The organism is Acidovorax sp. FG27 (assembly GCF_040365715.1).
Lineage (GTDB): Bacteria > Pseudomonadota > Gammaproteobacteria > Burkholderiales > Burkholderiaceae_C > Paracidovorax.
On the sequence record NZ_BAABVY010000009.1, the window covers coordinates 433580 to 449238 of the forward strand.

Below are 15659 nucleotides of genomic sequence, written 5' to 3' on the forward strand. Positions count from 1 at the left end.
CGCAGGCCCCATCGGCGCCGATGCTATGCAATCGATAGCTGCCGGCGATGGTCCATCAAGGGTTCTGGGCCTTTTCCCTTTGAAAGCCCCACGCATCAAGCGCCAGCCGCTCCTGATTTTGTAGCGGCGCCCAGGCTGCGCTGCATGGTGACGTGGGGAATGCCGGCCTCTTCATACGGCGCGCCCACCACCGAAAAGCCCGCCCGGCGGTAGAACGCCTCCGCCGTCGCCTGGGCGTGCAGCGTCACCAGGCCATCGCCCCGCCCGGTGGCGGCCTGCACCAGGGCGTCCAGCACCTCGCGGCCCCAGCCCTGGCCGCGCACGGCCCGGTCCACCGCCATGCGGCCGATGAGCCCTTCGCCCTCCGCGCCTGGTCCGCCCGGCCCGCCCTGCAAGAGGCGGCCGGTGGCCACCGGCAGCCCCAGGCGGTTGTACGCGACGGCGTGCACGGCGCCGGCGTCGCGGCCGTCCTGCTCCAGCGCGGCGGCGATGCCCTGCTCCGCGACGAACACCTCGGTGCGCAGGGCCGAAGCGGCCGGGCCGAGCGTCGCCCAGTCGCCGACGCGCACTTCCACCATCGGCTCGCCCGCGCCGAAGCGCTCGACCAGGGCGCGCAGCGCGGCCGGCACCGGGCGCGAGGTCTGGCTGGCGGGGTCGGCAAAGACGTAGACCAGCTCGCCCGACACCAGCAGCCGGTCGCCGCAGAAGATGCCGAAGGCGAAACGCAGCGACGTCGTGCCCATGCGCACGCAGCGCAGTCCCACGTCCAGCACGTCGTCGAGCCGGGCGGAGGCGTGGTATTCCACCTCGGCCTTCTTCACGTAGAGCTCGCCGCCCAGCACGTGCATGCCCGCTTCGTAGGGCACGGCCAGCTGGCGCCAGTATTCGCCCATGGCGTTGTCGGCGTACATGAGGTAGTGGGCATTGAAGACGATCTTCTGCATGTCCACCTCCGCCCAGCGCACCCGCAGGCGGTGCAGGCAGCGGAACTGGGCGCGGCGGGGGCGGCCCTCGGCGGTGACGGCGGTGACGGAGGTGACGGGGGTCGATGGCATGGTCAGGGCTCCAGTCCGAAGGCGCCGCGCAGGGCGCGGGCCGCGTCGGCATGGGCCTGCCGCGCCTCGGGAATGGCCCGGCCCATCTTGATGAATTCGTGCGTGACGCCCCGGTAGATCTCCAGGTCCACCGGCACGCCGGCGGCGCGCAGGCGGTCGGCATAGGCCACGCCCTCGTCCACCAGCGGGTCGCATTCGGCCAGGCCCACCCAGGCGGGGGCGACGCCGTCCACGTCGGGTGCCAGCAGGGGGGCGAAGCGCCAGTCCTCGCGGTCTTGCGGGTGCTCGATGTACTGGCTGAAGAACCAGTCGATGGCCTCGGCATCCAGCACCAGGCCATGGGCGAAGCGACGGTGCGATTCCGTGTCCTGGTGCGCCGTCGTGCCCGGGTAGAACAGCAGCTGCAGCGCCAGCGGCAGGCCGGCATCGCGCGCCAGGATGGCGTTCACCGCCGCCAGCGTGCCGCCCGCGCTGTCGCCGCCCACGGCCAGCCGGGCCGGGTCGGCGCCCAGCTCGCCCGCGTGCGCGGCCAGCCAGGCCAGTGCGTCCCAGGCGTCGTTCGATGCGGTGGGAAAGCGATGCTCGGGCGCCAGGCGGTAATCGAGCGACACCACCATGCAGCCGGCCAGGCGGGCCAGTTCGCGGCACAGCACGTCGTGGGTCTGCACGCTGCCCACGGTGAAGCCGCCACCGTGCAGGTAGAGCAGCAGCGGCAGGCCGGCAGCGCCGGGCCCGCCCCGGGCGACCGGGGCGTAGAGCCGCGCCGGCAGCACCGCCCCGTCGCGCGCGGGAATGCCCAGCTCCTCCACGCGGGCCAGCGGGGCCTTGGGCACTTCCAGCACGCCGGCGCCCGCTTCATAGGCGGCGCGGGCACGCACCGGGCCCAGGGTGTGCAGCGGCGGGCGGCCGGCGCGTGCCATGCGGTCGAGCACATCGGCCATCTTCGGGGTCAGGGTTGCGGAGGGCGGGGGCATGGTCGGCGGGTGGAAAAGGCAGCAGGGGTGGGGTAAAAACAGGCCGCCCGGGCCCGGCAGGGGCCCGCGAGCGCCACGGCCGGTCGGCGGCCAGACACAATAGCGGATCGCGCGCGCCGCGTGCGCTGCCCCTGCACCCCGCGCGATGCCCGCGTGACCGCGTTCCACCACGTGACGCACCCCTTGTTCGCCGCCCTCCTTCGCCCCCACACCGCATGCTGCCCACCCTCTCCTCCGTTCACATCGCCGTCATCGGGCTGGGCTACGTGGGGCTGCCCCTGGCAGTGGAATTCGGCAAGCAGCGCTCCGTCGTGGGCTTCGACATCCGGCCCGAGCGCATCGCCGCGCTGCGCGCAGGCATCGACCACACGCTGGAGGTCGGCGCCGAGGAACTCGCCCAGGCGTCTCACCTGCGCTTCACCGCCGACCCGGCCGACCTGGCCCAGTGCAACGTCTTCATCGTGACGGTCCCCACGCCCATCGACGCGCACCAGCAGCCCGACCTGGGGCCGCTGATGCGGGCGAGCGAGACGGTCGGGCTGCTGCTCAAACCCGGCGACGTGGTGGTGTACGAATCCACGGTCTACCCCGGCGCGACGGAGGACGACTGCGTGCCGGTGCTGGAGCGCCATTCCGGCCTGCGGTTCAACCGCGATTTCTTCGCCGGCTACAGCCCCGAGCGCATCAACCCCGGCGACAAGGCGCACCGGCTGACCGGCATCGTCAAGATCACCAGCGGCTCCACGCCCGAGGCGGCGGACCTGGTGGACGCGCTCTACGCGCAGATCATCACGGCCGGCACCCACCGCGCCGCCAGCATCCGCATCGCCGAGGCCGCCAAGGTGATCGAGAACACGCAGCGCGACGTGAACATCGCCCTGGTGAACGAGCTGGCGCTGATCTTCAACCGGCTGGGGCTCGACACCGAGGCCGTGCTGCAGGCGGCCGGCACCAAGTGGAACTTCCAGCCGTTCCGCCCCGGCCTGGTGGGTGGCCACTGCATCGGCGTGGACCCGTACTACCTGACGCACAAGGCCAAGTCGATCGGCTACCACCCGGAGATCATCCTGGCGGGCCGGCGCCTGAACGACAGCATGGGCGCCTATGTGGTCACGCAGCTGGTCAAGGCGATGACGAAGCGGCGCATCCACGTGCAGGGCGCCCGGGTGCTGGTGATGGGCCTGGCCTTCAAGGAAAACTGCCCCGACCTGCGCAACACCCGCGTGGTGGACATCGTGCGGGAGCTGGCGCAGTACGACGTGCGAGCCGACGTGCACGACCCCTGGGTGAGCGCCGAGGAGGCGGAAGACGAATACGGCATCGCGCTCACCCCCTCGCCCGCCACGGGCGCCTACGATGCGATCATCCTGGCGGTGGCGCACGGGCAGTTCCGCAGCATGGGCGCGGCAGCGATCCGCGCGCTGGGCAAGCCCGAGCATGTGCTGTTCGACCTGAAATACGTGCTGGCCGCCGCAGAATCCGACCTTCGCCTGTGAGGCGGCGCCAGCCCCGCCAGCCCTGCACTCTCGACCCTCCACTTCCTTTTCGTCCCCCACATGCCCACTGCCTACGACGCCCTGAAGACCCAGCTCGCCGCCGCGCCGCGTACCTGGCTGGTCACCGGCGTGGCGGGCTTCATCGGCAGCCATTTGCTGGAGACCCTGCTGTGGCTGGACCAGCGCGTGGTGGGGCTGGACAACTTCGCCACCGGCCACCGGCGCAACCTGGATGAAGTGCGCGCCCTGGTGGGCGACGCACGGTGGCGGGCCTTCGACTTCATCGAAGGCGACATCCGCGATGCGGACACCTGCCGCCGCGCCTGCGCCGGCGTGCGGCACGTGCTGCACCAAGCGGCGCTGGGCTCCATCCCGCGATCGCTGAACGATCCCATCGCCACCAACGCCACCAATGTCGACGGCTTCCTGAACATGCTGGTGGCGGCCCGCGACGCGGGGGTGCGGAGCTTCACCTACGCGGCATCTAGCTCCACCTACGGCGACCATCCAGGCCTGCCGAAGGTGGAGGACGCCATCGGCCAGCCGCTGTCGCCCTACGCGGTGACCAAGTACGTCAACGAGCTGTACGCCCAGGTCTTCAGCCGCAGCTACGGCTTTCACTCGATCGGGCTGCGCTACTTCAACGTGTTCGGCCAGCGGCAGGACCCGGGCGGCGCCTACGCGGCGGTGATTCCGCTCTGGACGCGGTCGCTGCTGGAAGGCGAGCCCGTCCACGTCAACGGCGACGGCGAGACCAGCCGCGACTTCTGCTACGTCGCCAACGCGGTGCAGGCCAATCTGCTGGCCGCCACCACCGACGAACCCGCCGCCACCAACCAGGTCTACAACGTGGCGGTGGGCGAGCGCACCAGCCTCGGCACGCTGTTCGGGCTGATCCGCGACCGGCTGCATGCCCACGGCGTGCCGGCCTCGGCCCGCCCGCTGCACCGCGACTTCCGGGCGGGCGACATCCGTCATAGCCAGGCCGACATCGGCAAGGCCCGGCGGCTGCTGGGCTATGCGCCGTCGCACACGCTGGCCCAGGGGCTGGACACCTGCATGGGGTGGTATGCCGAATACGGCAGCCGGCCAGGCGCTGCACAGGGCGCTGGCTGACCGTGCGCATCTCCCACGTGGCTTGGAACCTGGGCGGCCTGGCCGTGCCGCTGGCCGTGGCCGCGCTCACGGTGCCGCCGCTGCTCGCCCGTATCGGGCCGGAGCGGTTCGGCCTGCTGGCGCTGGCCTGGGGCCTGATCGGCTATGCGAGCGGGCTGGACCTGGGCCTGGGCCGCGCCCTCACCCAGCGGGTGGCCGGCCTGCGCGGCAGCGGACAAGACCACGGAATACCCGACGTGCTGGCGACGGCCGGGCGCATCACCCTGATCGCCGGGCTGTGCTTCGGCGTGCTGGTGCTGCTGGCCGTGCCCGCGGGCGCGCCCGACTGGGTGCATGCCGCCGGCACGCCACGCGGCGAGATCACCGCCGCCGTGCTGCTGCTGGCGCTGGCGCTGCCCGCCCAGGCGATGAGCGCCACCTACCGGGGGCTCAACGAGGCGTACCTGAACTTTCGCGGCATCAGCCTGCTGCGCGCCGGCCTGGGCGTGGTGAATTTCGCCGGCCCCTGGCTGGTGTCGCTCCTCACCCCACACCTGGGCTGGCTGGTGCTGCCGCTGGTGGCCAGCCGGCTGCTCAGCCTGGCGGTCTACCGCGCGCTGGCCTGGCGCTGCGTGCGCCGGGGCGGCGCCAACGCGCCCGGCCGCTACCAGCACCGCACAGGGCGCGAGCTCTTCGCCTTCGGCCGCTGGGTCACGGTGAGCAGCATCGTCAGCCCGATGCTGGTGCAGGCCGACCGCTTCACCATCGGCGCCCTGGTGTCGGCCGCCGCCGTGTCGGCCTACGTGCTGCCCTACGAGGTGGTGGTGCAGAGCCTGGTGCTGGCCGGCGCAGTGTCGTCGGTGATGTTCCCGGGGCTGAGCCGCCTGCTGCGGGAGGACCCGCTGGGCTGGCGGCCCTACTTCCTGACCTGGCTGGGCCGCGTGGCCGTCCTGATGGCGCTGGTGTGCAGCCTGCTGGCGCTGCTGCTGCCCTGGCTGCTGCGCGAATGGATCGGGCCGCAGCTGCAGCCGGTGTCGGTCGAGGTGGGACGGATCCTGTGCCTGGGGGTGTTCGCCAACGCGCTCGGCACCCTGTTTTATGCGCTCCTGCATGCACGGGGCCGGGCGGACATCACGGCCCGGCTGCACCTGGCGGAACTGCCGGTGTTCCTGGCGCTGCTGGCGGCGCTGATCGGCGCGTTCGGGCTGCCAGGCGCCGCCTGGGCGTGGACGCTGCGCATGCTGGCCGATGCGTCGCTGCTGGGCTACTTCGCGCTGCGCGGCACGCAGCCGCAGGGGGCCGCCGCGTGAACCCGAAGGCGGTCGACATCGTCATCGTCAACTGGAACGCCGGCGCGCAGCTGATGCGCTGCCTGCAGTCCATCCGCTCCAGCGCGGCGCATGCGCACTGCACGGTGCGGGTGATCGACAACGGCTCGTCGGACGGCTCGCTCGAGCAGGCCGAGGCGGCGTTCGAAGGCGAAGACGTGGCCTTCGTGCGGGCGGGCGCCAACCTGGGCTTCGGCAAGGCCTGCAACCGGGGCGCCCGGCTGGGCAGTGCCGAATTCATCCTGTTCCTCAACCCCGACGCCGAACTGCGCAAGGACGCCCTCGCGCAGGCGCTGGCCCTGCTGCGCAGCCCGGCCCATGCCCGCACCGGCATCTGCGGCGTGCAGCTGGTCGACGAACATGGCCATGTCGCCCGCAGCTGCGCACGGCTGCCGAACGCGGCCCGCATGGCCGCGCATGCCCTGGGGCTGACCCGGCGCTTTCCGCGGCTGGGCTATGCCATGGGCGAATGGCCGCACGACGCCACGCGCCAGGTGGGCCACGTGATCGGCGCCTTCTACCTGGTGCGGCGCTCGCTCTTCGAGGCGCTGGGCGGCTTCGACGAGCGGTTCTTCCTCTATTTCGAGGACCTGGATTTTTCCTGCCGCGCCCAGCGCGCCGGCTGGGCCAGTTGGTATGTGGCGACGGCGCAGGCCTTACACGCCGGTGGAGGCACGTCTCGGCAGATCAAGGCGCGGCGCCTGTTTTACTCACTGCGCAGCCGCTTGCTCTATGCGCGCAAGCACTTCAGCGCCGTAGGCTGGGCCTGCGTCGCCGCCGCCACGCTGGTGGCGGAACCGCTGGCGCGGCTGTTGCAGGCGCTGGTGTGCCTGTCCTGGGCATCCGCACGCGAAACCACCGCCGCCTACGCCATGCTGTGGCGCTGGCTGCTGGGCCCCGCCGGCCAGGAGCCATCGCCATGACGGCACCGCTGCGCGTGCTCGCGCTCACCAAATATGGCCGGCTCGGCGCCTCGTCGCGCATGCGCACGCTGCAATACCAGCCGCTGCTGGCGCAGCATGGCGTGCAGCTGGACGTGCGGCCGCTGGTGCCCGATGCGATGCTGCAGGCGCGCTATGGCGCCGGCCGCTACGCCAGCGCGGCGCTGCTGGGCGCCTATGCCCGCAGGGTGCGCGACCTGCTGGGCGCGGGGACATTCGATCTGCTCTGGATCGAGAAGGAAGCACTGGCCTGGCTGCCCCTGCCGCTGGAGCGTGCGCTGCTGCGCCAGGCGCCCTACGTGCTGGACTACGACGACGCCACCTTCCACCAGTACGACCTGCACCGCTCGGCGGCCGTGCGGCGGCTCTATGGCGGCAAGCTCGACGGGCTCATGGCCGGCGCCGCGCTGGTGGTGGCCGGCAACCGCTACCTGGCCGACCGGGCCGCGCAGGCCGGCGCCCGGCAGGTGGAAATCGTGCCCACCGTGGTGGACCTGCGGCGCTATCCCCCCACCCCCTGCGCCGGCCCGGCGGAACCCACACGCATCGCCTGGATCGGCTCGCCCTCCACCGCGCGTTACCTCGGCGCCGTGGCCGAGCCGCTGCGTGCGCTGGCCCGCCGCACGCCCTTCGTGCTGCGCGTGATCGGCGGCGGCGATATGCGCCTGCCCGGGGTGCCGACGGAGACCGTCGCCTGGAGCGAGGCCACCGAGGTGGAGTCGCTGCAGGGCGCCGTGGCCGGCATCATGCCGCTGCACGATTCGCCATGGGAGCGCGGCAAGTGCGGCTACAAGCTCATCCAGTACATGGCGTGCGGCCTGCCGACGGTGGCGAGCGACGTGGGGGCCAACCAGGACATCGTGATGCAGGGCACGACCGGCGTGCTCGCACGCGGCGCGCAGGACTGGGTCGATGCGCTGGACGGGCTGCTGCGGGACCCGCCCCTGCGCCGGCGCATGGGCGCTGCCGGCCGCTCGCGTGTCGAGCAGCATTACTGCCTGCAGGTGACCGCACCGCGCCTGGCGCGGCTGCTGCGGCAGGCCGCGGGCCGGGGCCCGGAGGACCTGGCATGAAAGGCCTTCTGATCGCCGGTTGGGCCGACTCGCTCATCAACTTCCGCGGCCCGCTGATCGCCGCGCTGCAGGCACGCGGCGTGCAGATGCACGTGGCGGCGCCCGGCCTGGCCGCGGGCGACCCCATCCGCCAGGCGCTGGAGCAGCGCGGCGTGGCCGTGCACGGCGTGCCGCTGGCCCGCACCGGCACCAACCCCCTGCGCGACCTGCGATCGCTCTACGCGCTGTGGCGGCTGATGCGGCGCATCCGGCCCGACTTCGTGCTGGGCTACACCGTCAAGCCGGTGGTGTGGGGCTCGCTCGCCGCGTGGCTGGCCGGGGTGCCGCGCCGCCATGCGCTCGTCACCGGGCTGGGCTATGCCTTCCAGGGCGAGGGGCAACGCGGCCTGCTGCGGCGCATCGTGCAGTCGCTCTACCGCGTGGCGCTGTCGAAGGTGCACACGGTGTTCTTCCAGAACCCGGACGACCTGGCGCTGTTCCGCTCGCGGGGGCTGGTGCGGCCGCCCACCGCCGCGGTGGTGGTCGCCGGCTCGGGCGTGGACGTGCGCCATTTCGCGCCCGCCCAGCTGCCCGCCGGCCCGGCCTGCTTCCTGCTCATCGCCCGCCTGCTGGGCGACAAGGGCGTGCGCGAATATGCCGAGGCGGCGGCCCTGCTGCGCCGCCGGCAGCCCGGCGTGCGCTGCCTGCTGGTGGGCTGGATCGACGGCGACAACCCGGACGCCATCGCCCGGCACGAACTGGACGGCTGGATCGAACGCGGCGACATCGAATACCTGGGACGGCTTGCCGACGTGCGCCCCGCCATCGAGCAGTGCAACGTCTTCGTGCTGCCCTCCTACCGCGAAGGCACGCCGCGCACCGTGCTGGAGGCCATGGCCATGGGCCGGGCCATCGTCACCACCGACGCCCCGGGTTGCCGCGAGACGGTGGCGGCGGGCGACAACGGCCTGCTGGTGCCCGTGCGCTCGGCCGAAGCGCTGGCCGGGGCGATGGAGGCGCTGGCGACCGACGCCGCGCTGAGGCAGCGCATGGGCGAGCGTTCCCGCCAGATCGCCCTGGCGAAGTACGACGTCGATCTGGTCAACGACGCCATGCTGCGGGCCATGGGCCTCGCTTGCGCACCGCAACAGCCTGGCTGCGGGGAGGGTCCGGCATCGTGAAGCGGCTGTTCGACCTGGTCTGCGCGGCGGCGGCGCTGGTGCTGCTGGCCCTGCCGCTGCTGTGGCTGGCCTGGCGGGTGCACAGCCGGCTGGGCAGCCCGGTGCTCTTTCGCCAGCAGCGGCCCGGGCTGCACGGCCGGCCTTTCGTGATGTTCAAGTTCCGCACCATGACCGATGCGCGTGATGCGCGGGGCGTGCTGCGGCCCGATGCCGAGCGGCTCACGGCGTTCGGCCGGTGGCTGCGCTCCACCAGCCTGGACGAGCTGCCCGAGCTCATCAACGTGCTGCGCGGCGAGATGAGCCTGGTCGGCCCGCGCCCGTTGCTGATGGAATACCTGCCGCTCTACTCGAAGGAGCAGATGCGGCGCCACGACGTGCGCCCCGGCATCACCGGCTGGGCGCAGGTGAACGGGCGCAACGCCCTGCGCTGGGAGGACAAGTTCGCGCTCGACGTCTGGTACGTGGACCACCGCTCGTTCCGGCTCGACCTGCGCATCCTGGCCCTGACCGTGCTGCAGGTGCTGCGCCGCGACGGCATCAACGCGCCGGGCGAAGCCACCGCGGCACCCTTCACCGGCAGCGCCCCACCCTCCTCGGACAGAATCGACACGCCATGACCTCACCGCTCTACGCCGTGTACGGCGCCAGCGGCCACGGCCGCGAAACCATGCCCATCGCGCGCGCCTGGTGCGCCGAACGGGGCCTGCCGCCCGACCGCCTCGTCTTCGTGGACGACGCGCCCCCGGCCGCGCTGGTCAACGGCCACCGCGTGCTGACCTGGGAAGCCTTCCTGCGGCAGGGCGCCACCACCCGCCACGCCGCCATCGCCGTCGCCGACGGGCGGGTGCGCGAGCGGCTGGCGCTGCGCTGCGAGGCGCACGGCGTGTCGCTCTGGAGCCTGCAGGCGGCCAACGCCGTGCTGATGGACGACGTGCGGCTGGGCGCCGGCGCGCTCATCAGCCCGTTCGCCGCGCTGACGTGCAACATCCGCATCGGCCGGTGTTTCCATGCCAACGTCTACAGCCACGTCTCGCACGACTGCGTGATCGGCGACTACGTCACCTTCGCGCCGGGCGTGCGCTGCAACGGCAACGTGGTCATCGGCGACCATGCCTACATCGGCGCGGGCGCGGTCATCCGCCAGGGCCGGCCGGGCGCGCCCCTGGTCATCGGCGCGGGCGCCGTGGTCGGCATGGGCGCGGTGGTGACGCACGACGTGCCGCCGGGCGCCGTGGTGGCCGGCAACCCCGCCCGGCCCCTGCCCCGCAAGGACTCCGCATGCTGAACACCCCCTTCGCTCCCTGGCCGAGCTTCACCCGCCAAGAGGCCGAGGCCGTGCAGCGCGTGCTGCTGTCCAACCGCGTGAACTACTGGACGGGCACCGAAGGCCGCGACTTCGAGCGCGAATTCGCCGAGTGGACCGGCGCGCGCCATGCCGTCGCCGTGGCCAACGGCACGCTGGCGCTGGACCTGGCGCTGCGCGGGCTGGGCGTGGGCGCGGGCGACGAGGTGGTGGTCACGCCCCGCACCTTCGTCGCCAGCGTGTCATGCGTGGTGAATGCCGGCGCCACGCCGGTGTTCGCCGACGTGGATGCGGACAGCGGCAACCTGACGGCCGAGACCATCGCGCGGGTGCTCACGCCGCGCACCCGCTGCATCGTCGTCGTGCACCTGGCGGGCTGGCCCGCCGACATGGACCCGATCCTCGCGCTGGCACGCCAGCACGGCATCAAGGTGATCGAGGACTGCGCCCAGGCCCACGGCGCCCGCTACAAGGGCCGCAGCGTGGGCACGCTGGGCGACGTGGGTGCCTGGAGCTTCTGCCAGGACAAGATCATGACCACCGGCGGCGAGGGCGGCATGGTCACCACCGATGCTGCCGCCCTCTGGTCCGCCATGTGGGCCTTCAAGGACCACGGCAAGACCTGGGAGGCGGTGTACGAGCGCGAGCACCCGCCCGGCTTTCGCTGGGTGATCGACGGCTTCGGCACCAACTGGCGCATGCTGGAGATGCAGGCCGCCATCGGTCGCATCCAGCTGGGCAGCATGGCCGAGTGGAGCGCGCTGCGCGAGCGCAACGCGGACACGATTCTGGGCGAGGCGGCGCGCCACGCCTGCGTGCGTGCGCCCCGCTGCCCGGCCGATGGCGGGCAGACCCGCCACGCCCACTACAAGGCGTACTTCTACGTGCGGCCCGAGCGGCTCGCGCCCGGCTGGAGCCGCGACCGCATCGTGCAGGCGCTGACGGAACTCGGCGTGCCGGCGTTCCAGGGCTCGTGCTCGGAGGTGTACCTGGAGCGGGCCTTCGACGGCACGCCCTGGCGGCCGGCCGAGCGCCTGCCCGTGGCGCGGCAGCTGGGCGAGACCAGCGTCATGGTGCTGGTGCACCCCACGCTGCGCCAGGGCGACATCGATGGCACGGTGGCGGCCTTGCGCGCCGTCTTGACCGAGGCCACCGCGCAGTGACGCCGCACCCCGCCGCCGACCCGGCCCGTGCGCGCCGCGAGCCCATTGCCCGGCGCATCCGCCAGCTGCCCCGTCCGGTCAAGCGGCTGGTGGTGGTGTCGCTCGATGCCGCCCTGTGCGCGGCCGCCTTCGCGCTGGCGCTGATGGTGCGGCTGGACCGCGTCGACGTCTTCCAGGCCATCTACCTGCCGGGCCTGGTCGGCGCCCTGCTGCTGTTCCTGCCCATCTTCGTGGCGGCGGGGCTCTACCGCGAGGTGTTCCGCTTCAGCGGCTGGACGGCGCTGGCCCAGGTGGTGAAGGCCACCGCCGTGTACGGCGTGGTCTATGCCGCGGTGTTCACGCTGCTGCGCGTGGGCGGCGTGCCGCGCACGGTGGGCATCATCCAGCCGGTGCTGTTCCTGACCTTCGTGCTGACGTCCCGCGCCGTCGCACGCTACTGGCTGGGCGGGCTGCACCGCGACCTGAAGCTGCGCGACAAGTGGCCCCGCGTGCTGATCTACGGCGCGGGCAACGCCGGCCAGCAGCTGGCCAGCGCCCTGGCCCACGGCCGCAAGGTGTGGCTGGTGGGCTTCGTGGACGACGATGCGCGGCTGCACGGATCCAACCTGCAGGGCGTGCCGGTGCTGCCGCCGGCCGACCTGCCGCAGCTGTTGCGCAAGACGCGCGTCGATGCCCTGCTGCTGGCGCTGCCCAGCGCCACCCGCAAACGCCGCGCCGAGATCGTGCAGGCCGTGCGCGCCGTGGCGCCGGCTCTGGCCGTGCGCACCCTGCCCACGGTGACCGACATCGCCCAGGGCCGGGTGCAGGTGAGCCAGCTGCGCGACGTGGAGGTGTCGGACCTGCTCGGGCGCGACCCCATTCCGCCGGACCCGGCGCTGCTGGGCCGCAACATCACGGGCAAGGCGGTGCTGGTGACGGGCGCCGGCGGCTCGATCGGCAGCGAGCTGTGCCGGCAGATCCTGATGGCCCGGCCGCGCACGCTGGTGCTGGTGGAACACAGCGAGGCCGCCCTGCACGAGGTGAGCCTGGACCTGGCCCAGCGCTGCACCCAGGCGGGCCTGCCGACCGAGCTGGTGCCGCTGCTGGCGTCGGTGCGCGACGCCGACCGGCTGCACACTGTCATGGCCGCCTGGCGGCCCGACACGGTCTATCACGCCGCCGCCTACAAGCACGTGCCCATTGTCGAGCGCAACCCGGCCGAGGGCCTGGAGAACAACCTCTTCGGCACGCTGCAGACGGCGCGGGCCGCCATCGCCCACGGCGTGGCCGACTTCGTGCTGGTCAGCACCGACAAGGCGGTGCGCCCCACCAACATCATGGGCGCCAGCAAGCGGCTGGCCGAGATGACGCTGCAGGCCCTGTCGCACGAGCCGGCCGGCGCCGGCGGCACGCGGCTCTCGATGGTGCGCTTCGGCAACGTGCTCGACTCGTCGGGCTCCGTCGTGCCGCTCTTTCGCGAGCAGATCCGCCGGGGCGAGCCGGTCACGCTGACGCACCCGGACATCACCCGCTACTTCATGACCATCCCGGAAGCGGCGCAGCTGGTGATCCAGGCCGGCGCGATGGCGCGCGGGGGCGACGTGTTCGTGCTGGACATGGGCCAGCCGATCCGCATCGCCGACCTGGCGCGGCGGATGATCGAGCTGTCGGGCCTGTCGGTGCAGGACGAGCTCAGGCCCGACGGTGACGTGCCGATCCGCGTGGTGGGCCTGCGGCCCGGCGAGAAGCTGTATGAAGAGCTGCTGATCGGCAACGACCCGCAGCCCACGGCGCACGAGCGCATCATGAAGGCGCACGAAGACTTCGTGCCCTGGCCGGTGCTGGAGCCGCAGCTGGCCGCGCTGCGGGCGGCCGCCCATGCCAACGACGTGGTGGCCGTCCGCGCCCTGCTGCAGCGGCTGGTGTCGGGCTACCAGCCCAGCGACGACGTGGTGGACTGGGTGCACCGGCAGACGACGGCCCGGCCGGCGGCTGGCGGCGCACAGCCGGTCACTTGAAGTTCACGCGCACCGGCTGGGCGCCAGGCAGGCCGTCGAAGGTGGCCGTCACCGCCAGCCCGGCCCGGGGCGGCAGCAGCGCCGAGAACGAGCCCAGGCTGACCAGGTCGCCCGGCTGCAGCGTGATGTCTTCCTTCTGCAGCGCGCCGGCCAGCCAAACCACCGCCTGCAGCGGCTGGCCCAGGATGTCGCTGCCCTGGCCGCCGCCGAGGCGCAAGCCCTGCCCGTCGGTCAGCGTCACCGTCATGCGCTCCAGCGCGTCCAGCAGCGCATATTGCTCCCCGCGCGTGGCGGGCACGGCGATGGGCGCGCCCGCCACGCCGAGCCGCGCGCCCACGTTGATGGCGGCCACGCCCGCGCCGTTGAGCTGGGGCGGCGCCTGCACGGCCAGGTCGGGCAGCTCGATGAACGGAATGACCTGGTCGATGTGCTGCAGCACTTCCAGCGGCGTGCGGGCATGGTTGATGGCCGCGCTCTTCACCCGCACCAGCATGTCGGCTTCATAGAGCGGGCGCGCGCCGAAGGCGGCGTCCACCGTCGCGCCGCTCGCGAGCACCATGCCTTCGTAGAGCTTGCCCCAGACGGGCTTGTCGGTATTGAAGCGCTTTTGCACCGCCGGGTTGGTGAGCCCCGCCTTGTAGCCGATCACCTTGCCGAGCCGGGGCGCCAGATGCGCGTTCAACTTGGCGCGGCTGCAGGCGCCGTCGGCGTCCGACAGGGCCGGGAAGTTGGGCGCGGGCGTCTTGGCCAGGTAATGGCTGGCCAGCTCGGCGACCTGCGCGTCGCTCAGGCAGTCGGCCCGGGCGGCGGTGCTTGTCGCACACGCGACCACGGCCACGAGGGCGATGGGGGCGATGAGGGTTTGCTTCATGGTCATGCACGTCTCCGGGTTGTAGGGTGTGGGGCATCGTAATGACGACTTTCGCGCAGCGCACCATGGCTTTCATCTACTACGTCACCCAGATCCAGTTCGAATTCGGCGCCGTGCGCCTGCTGCCGCAGGAGTGCGCGCGCGTCGGCATCACCCGGCCCCTGGTGGTGACCGACCAGGGCGTGAAGGCGGCCGGCGTGCTGCAGACCGCGCTGGATGCCCTGGGCGGCCTGCCGCACGCCGTGTTCGACCAGACGCCCTCCAACCCCACCGAGGCGGCCGTGCGTGACGCCGTGGCGCTCTACCACGCGCAGGGCTGCGACGGCCTGATCGCCGTGGGCGGTGGCTCGGCGATCGACTGCGCCAAGGGCATCGCCATCGCCGCCACGCACGAGGGGCCGCTCACGCGCTACGCCACCATCGAGGGCGGCTCCGGGCTCATCACCGACCGGGCGGCGCCGCTGATCGCCGTGCCCACCACCAGCGGCACCGGCAGCGAGGTCGCCCGGGGCGCCATCATCATCGTGGACGACCACCGCAAGCTGGGCTTCCATTCCTGGCACATCGTGCCGCGCACCGCCATCTGCGACCCCGGCCTGACGCTCGGCCTGCCCGCGCACCTGACCGCCGCCACCGGCATGGACGCCATCGCGCACTGCATGGAGACCTTCATGTCGTCGGCCTTCAACCCGCCGGCCGACGGCATCGCGCTCGACGGGCTGGAACGCGGCTGGCACCACATCGAGCGTGCTACCCGCGACGGCGCCGACCAGGACGCACGCCTGAACATGATGAGCGCCAGCATGCAGGGCGCGATGGCTTTCCAGAAAGGCCTGGGCTGCGTGCATTCGCTCAGCCACAGCCTGGGCGGCGTGAACCCGCGCCTGCACCACGGCACGCTCAACGCCGTCTTCCTGCCCGCCGTCATCCGCTTCAACGCGGGCGCCCCGGCCGTGCAGCAAGGCCGGCGCCTGGAACGCATGGCGCACGCCATGGGCCTGGCGAGCGCCAGCGACGTGCCCGACGCCGTGCGCGACATGACCGCCCGGCTGGGCCTGCCCACCGGTCTGGCGGGGCTGGGGGTGACGGAGGACATGTGGGGCGACGTGATCCGCGGCGCCATGGCCGACCACTGCCACAAGACCAACCCGCGCGAGGCGAGCGTGGACGACTACCGCGAAATGCTGCGGGCTTCGATGTAGC

At 72.5% G+C, this 15659-nt stretch carries 14 protein-coding genes; 11 read left to right on the forward strand and 3 right to left on the reverse strand.

Annotated features, from left to right (window positions below):
• Positions 1-95 precede the first annotated feature (95 nt).
• On the reverse strand, positions 96-1055 hold the full coding sequence (locus ABWV53_RS08955; RefSeq protein WP_353365027.1) for a YbgC/FadM family acyl-CoA thioesterase: 960 nt from the start codon (positions 1053-1055) through the stop codon (positions 96-98).
• Between the two features lie 2 nt (positions 1056-1057).
• Positions 1058-2029 (reverse strand): alpha/beta hydrolase, encoded by a 972-nt coding sequence (locus ABWV53_RS08960; protein WP_353365029.1) that lies wholly within the window; start codon positions 2027-2029, stop codon positions 1058-1060.
• A gap of 215 nt (positions 2030-2244) precedes the next feature.
• Between ABWV53_RS08960 and tviB the strand changes: the two genes are divergently transcribed.
• From tviB to ABWV53_RS09010, 10 genes are read left to right on the forward strand one after another with little or no spacing between them, the layout of a single operon-like run.
• Positions 2245-3525, forward strand: a complete 1281-nt coding sequence (tviB, locus tag ABWV53_RS08965; protein WP_353365031.1) for a Vi polysaccharide biosynthesis UDP-N-acetylglucosamine C-6 dehydrogenase TviB — start codon at positions 2245-2247, stop codon at positions 3523-3525.
• Positions 3526-3585: 60 nt separating this feature from the next.
• Positions 3586-4641, forward strand: a complete 1056-nt coding sequence (locus tag ABWV53_RS08970; protein ID WP_353365033.1) for an NAD-dependent epimerase/dehydratase family protein — start codon at positions 3586-3588, stop codon at positions 4639-4641.
• 2 nt (positions 4642-4643) lie between these two features.
• Positions 4644-5930 carry an oligosaccharide flippase family protein gene (locus ABWV53_RS08975; RefSeq protein WP_353365035.1) on the forward strand — a complete coding sequence of 429 codons (1287 nt, stop codon included), beginning with the start codon at positions 4644-4646 and terminating at the stop codon, positions 5928-5930.
• Entirely contained in the window at positions 5927-6871 is a 945-nt protein-coding gene (locus tag ABWV53_RS08980) for a glycosyltransferase family 2 protein (RefSeq protein WP_353365037.1), read from the forward strand. The genes ABWV53_RS08975 and ABWV53_RS08980 overlap by 4 nt, the downstream gene beginning before the upstream one ends.
• Positions 6868-7962, forward strand: a complete 1095-nt coding sequence (locus ABWV53_RS08985; RefSeq protein ID WP_353365039.1) for a glycosyltransferase family 4 protein — start codon at positions 6868-6870, stop codon at positions 7960-7962. The genes ABWV53_RS08980 and ABWV53_RS08985 overlap by 4 nt, the downstream gene beginning before the upstream one ends.
• Positions 7959-9122, forward strand: coding sequence for a glycosyltransferase family 4 protein (locus tag ABWV53_RS08990; RefSeq protein WP_353365041.1), 1164 nt, complete (start codon positions 7959-7961; stop codon positions 9120-9122). The genes ABWV53_RS08985 and ABWV53_RS08990 overlap by 4 nt, the downstream gene beginning before the upstream one ends.
• Positions 9116-9739 (forward strand): sugar transferase, encoded by a 624-nt coding sequence (locus ABWV53_RS08995; protein ID WP_353366678.1) that lies wholly within the window; start codon positions 9116-9118, stop codon positions 9737-9739. Before ABWV53_RS08990 ends, ABWV53_RS08995 begins: the two co-directional genes overlap by 7 nt.
• The gene (locus tag ABWV53_RS09000) at positions 9736-10407 is read left to right on the forward strand and encodes an acetyltransferase (protein WP_353365043.1); all 672 of its coding nucleotides are present in this window, start codon (positions 9736-9738) and stop codon (positions 10405-10407) included. The genes ABWV53_RS08995 and ABWV53_RS09000 overlap by 4 nt, the downstream gene beginning before the upstream one ends.
• On the forward strand, positions 10401-11588 hold the full coding sequence (locus tag ABWV53_RS09005) for a DegT/DnrJ/EryC1/StrS family aminotransferase (protein ID WP_353365045.1): 1188 nt from the start codon (positions 10401-10403) through the stop codon (positions 11586-11588). Before ABWV53_RS09000 ends, ABWV53_RS09005 begins: the two co-directional genes overlap by 7 nt.
• Positions 11585-13585, forward strand: coding sequence for a polysaccharide biosynthesis protein (locus ABWV53_RS09010; RefSeq protein WP_353365047.1), 2001 nt, complete (start codon positions 11585-11587; stop codon positions 13583-13585). The genes ABWV53_RS09005 and ABWV53_RS09010 overlap by 4 nt, the downstream gene beginning before the upstream one ends.
• Here ABWV53_RS09010 and ABWV53_RS09015 read toward each other — a convergent pair.
• Positions 13578-14462, reverse strand: a complete 885-nt coding sequence (locus tag ABWV53_RS09015; RefSeq protein ID WP_353365049.1) for a 2-keto-4-pentenoate hydratase — start codon at positions 14460-14462, stop codon at positions 13578-13580. The two genes, ABWV53_RS09010 and ABWV53_RS09015, sit on opposite strands and share 8 nt — an antisense overlap.
• Positions 14463-14521: 59 nt before the next feature.
• On the opposite strand from ABWV53_RS09015, the gene gbd reads away from it, so the two are divergent.
• Complete coding sequence (gene gbd, locus ABWV53_RS09020; RefSeq protein ID WP_353365051.1) at positions 14522-15658, forward strand: 4-hydroxybutyrate dehydrogenase; 1137 nt, start codon at positions 14522-14524, stop codon at positions 15656-15658.
• The last annotated feature ends 1 nt before the right edge of the window (position 15659 follow it).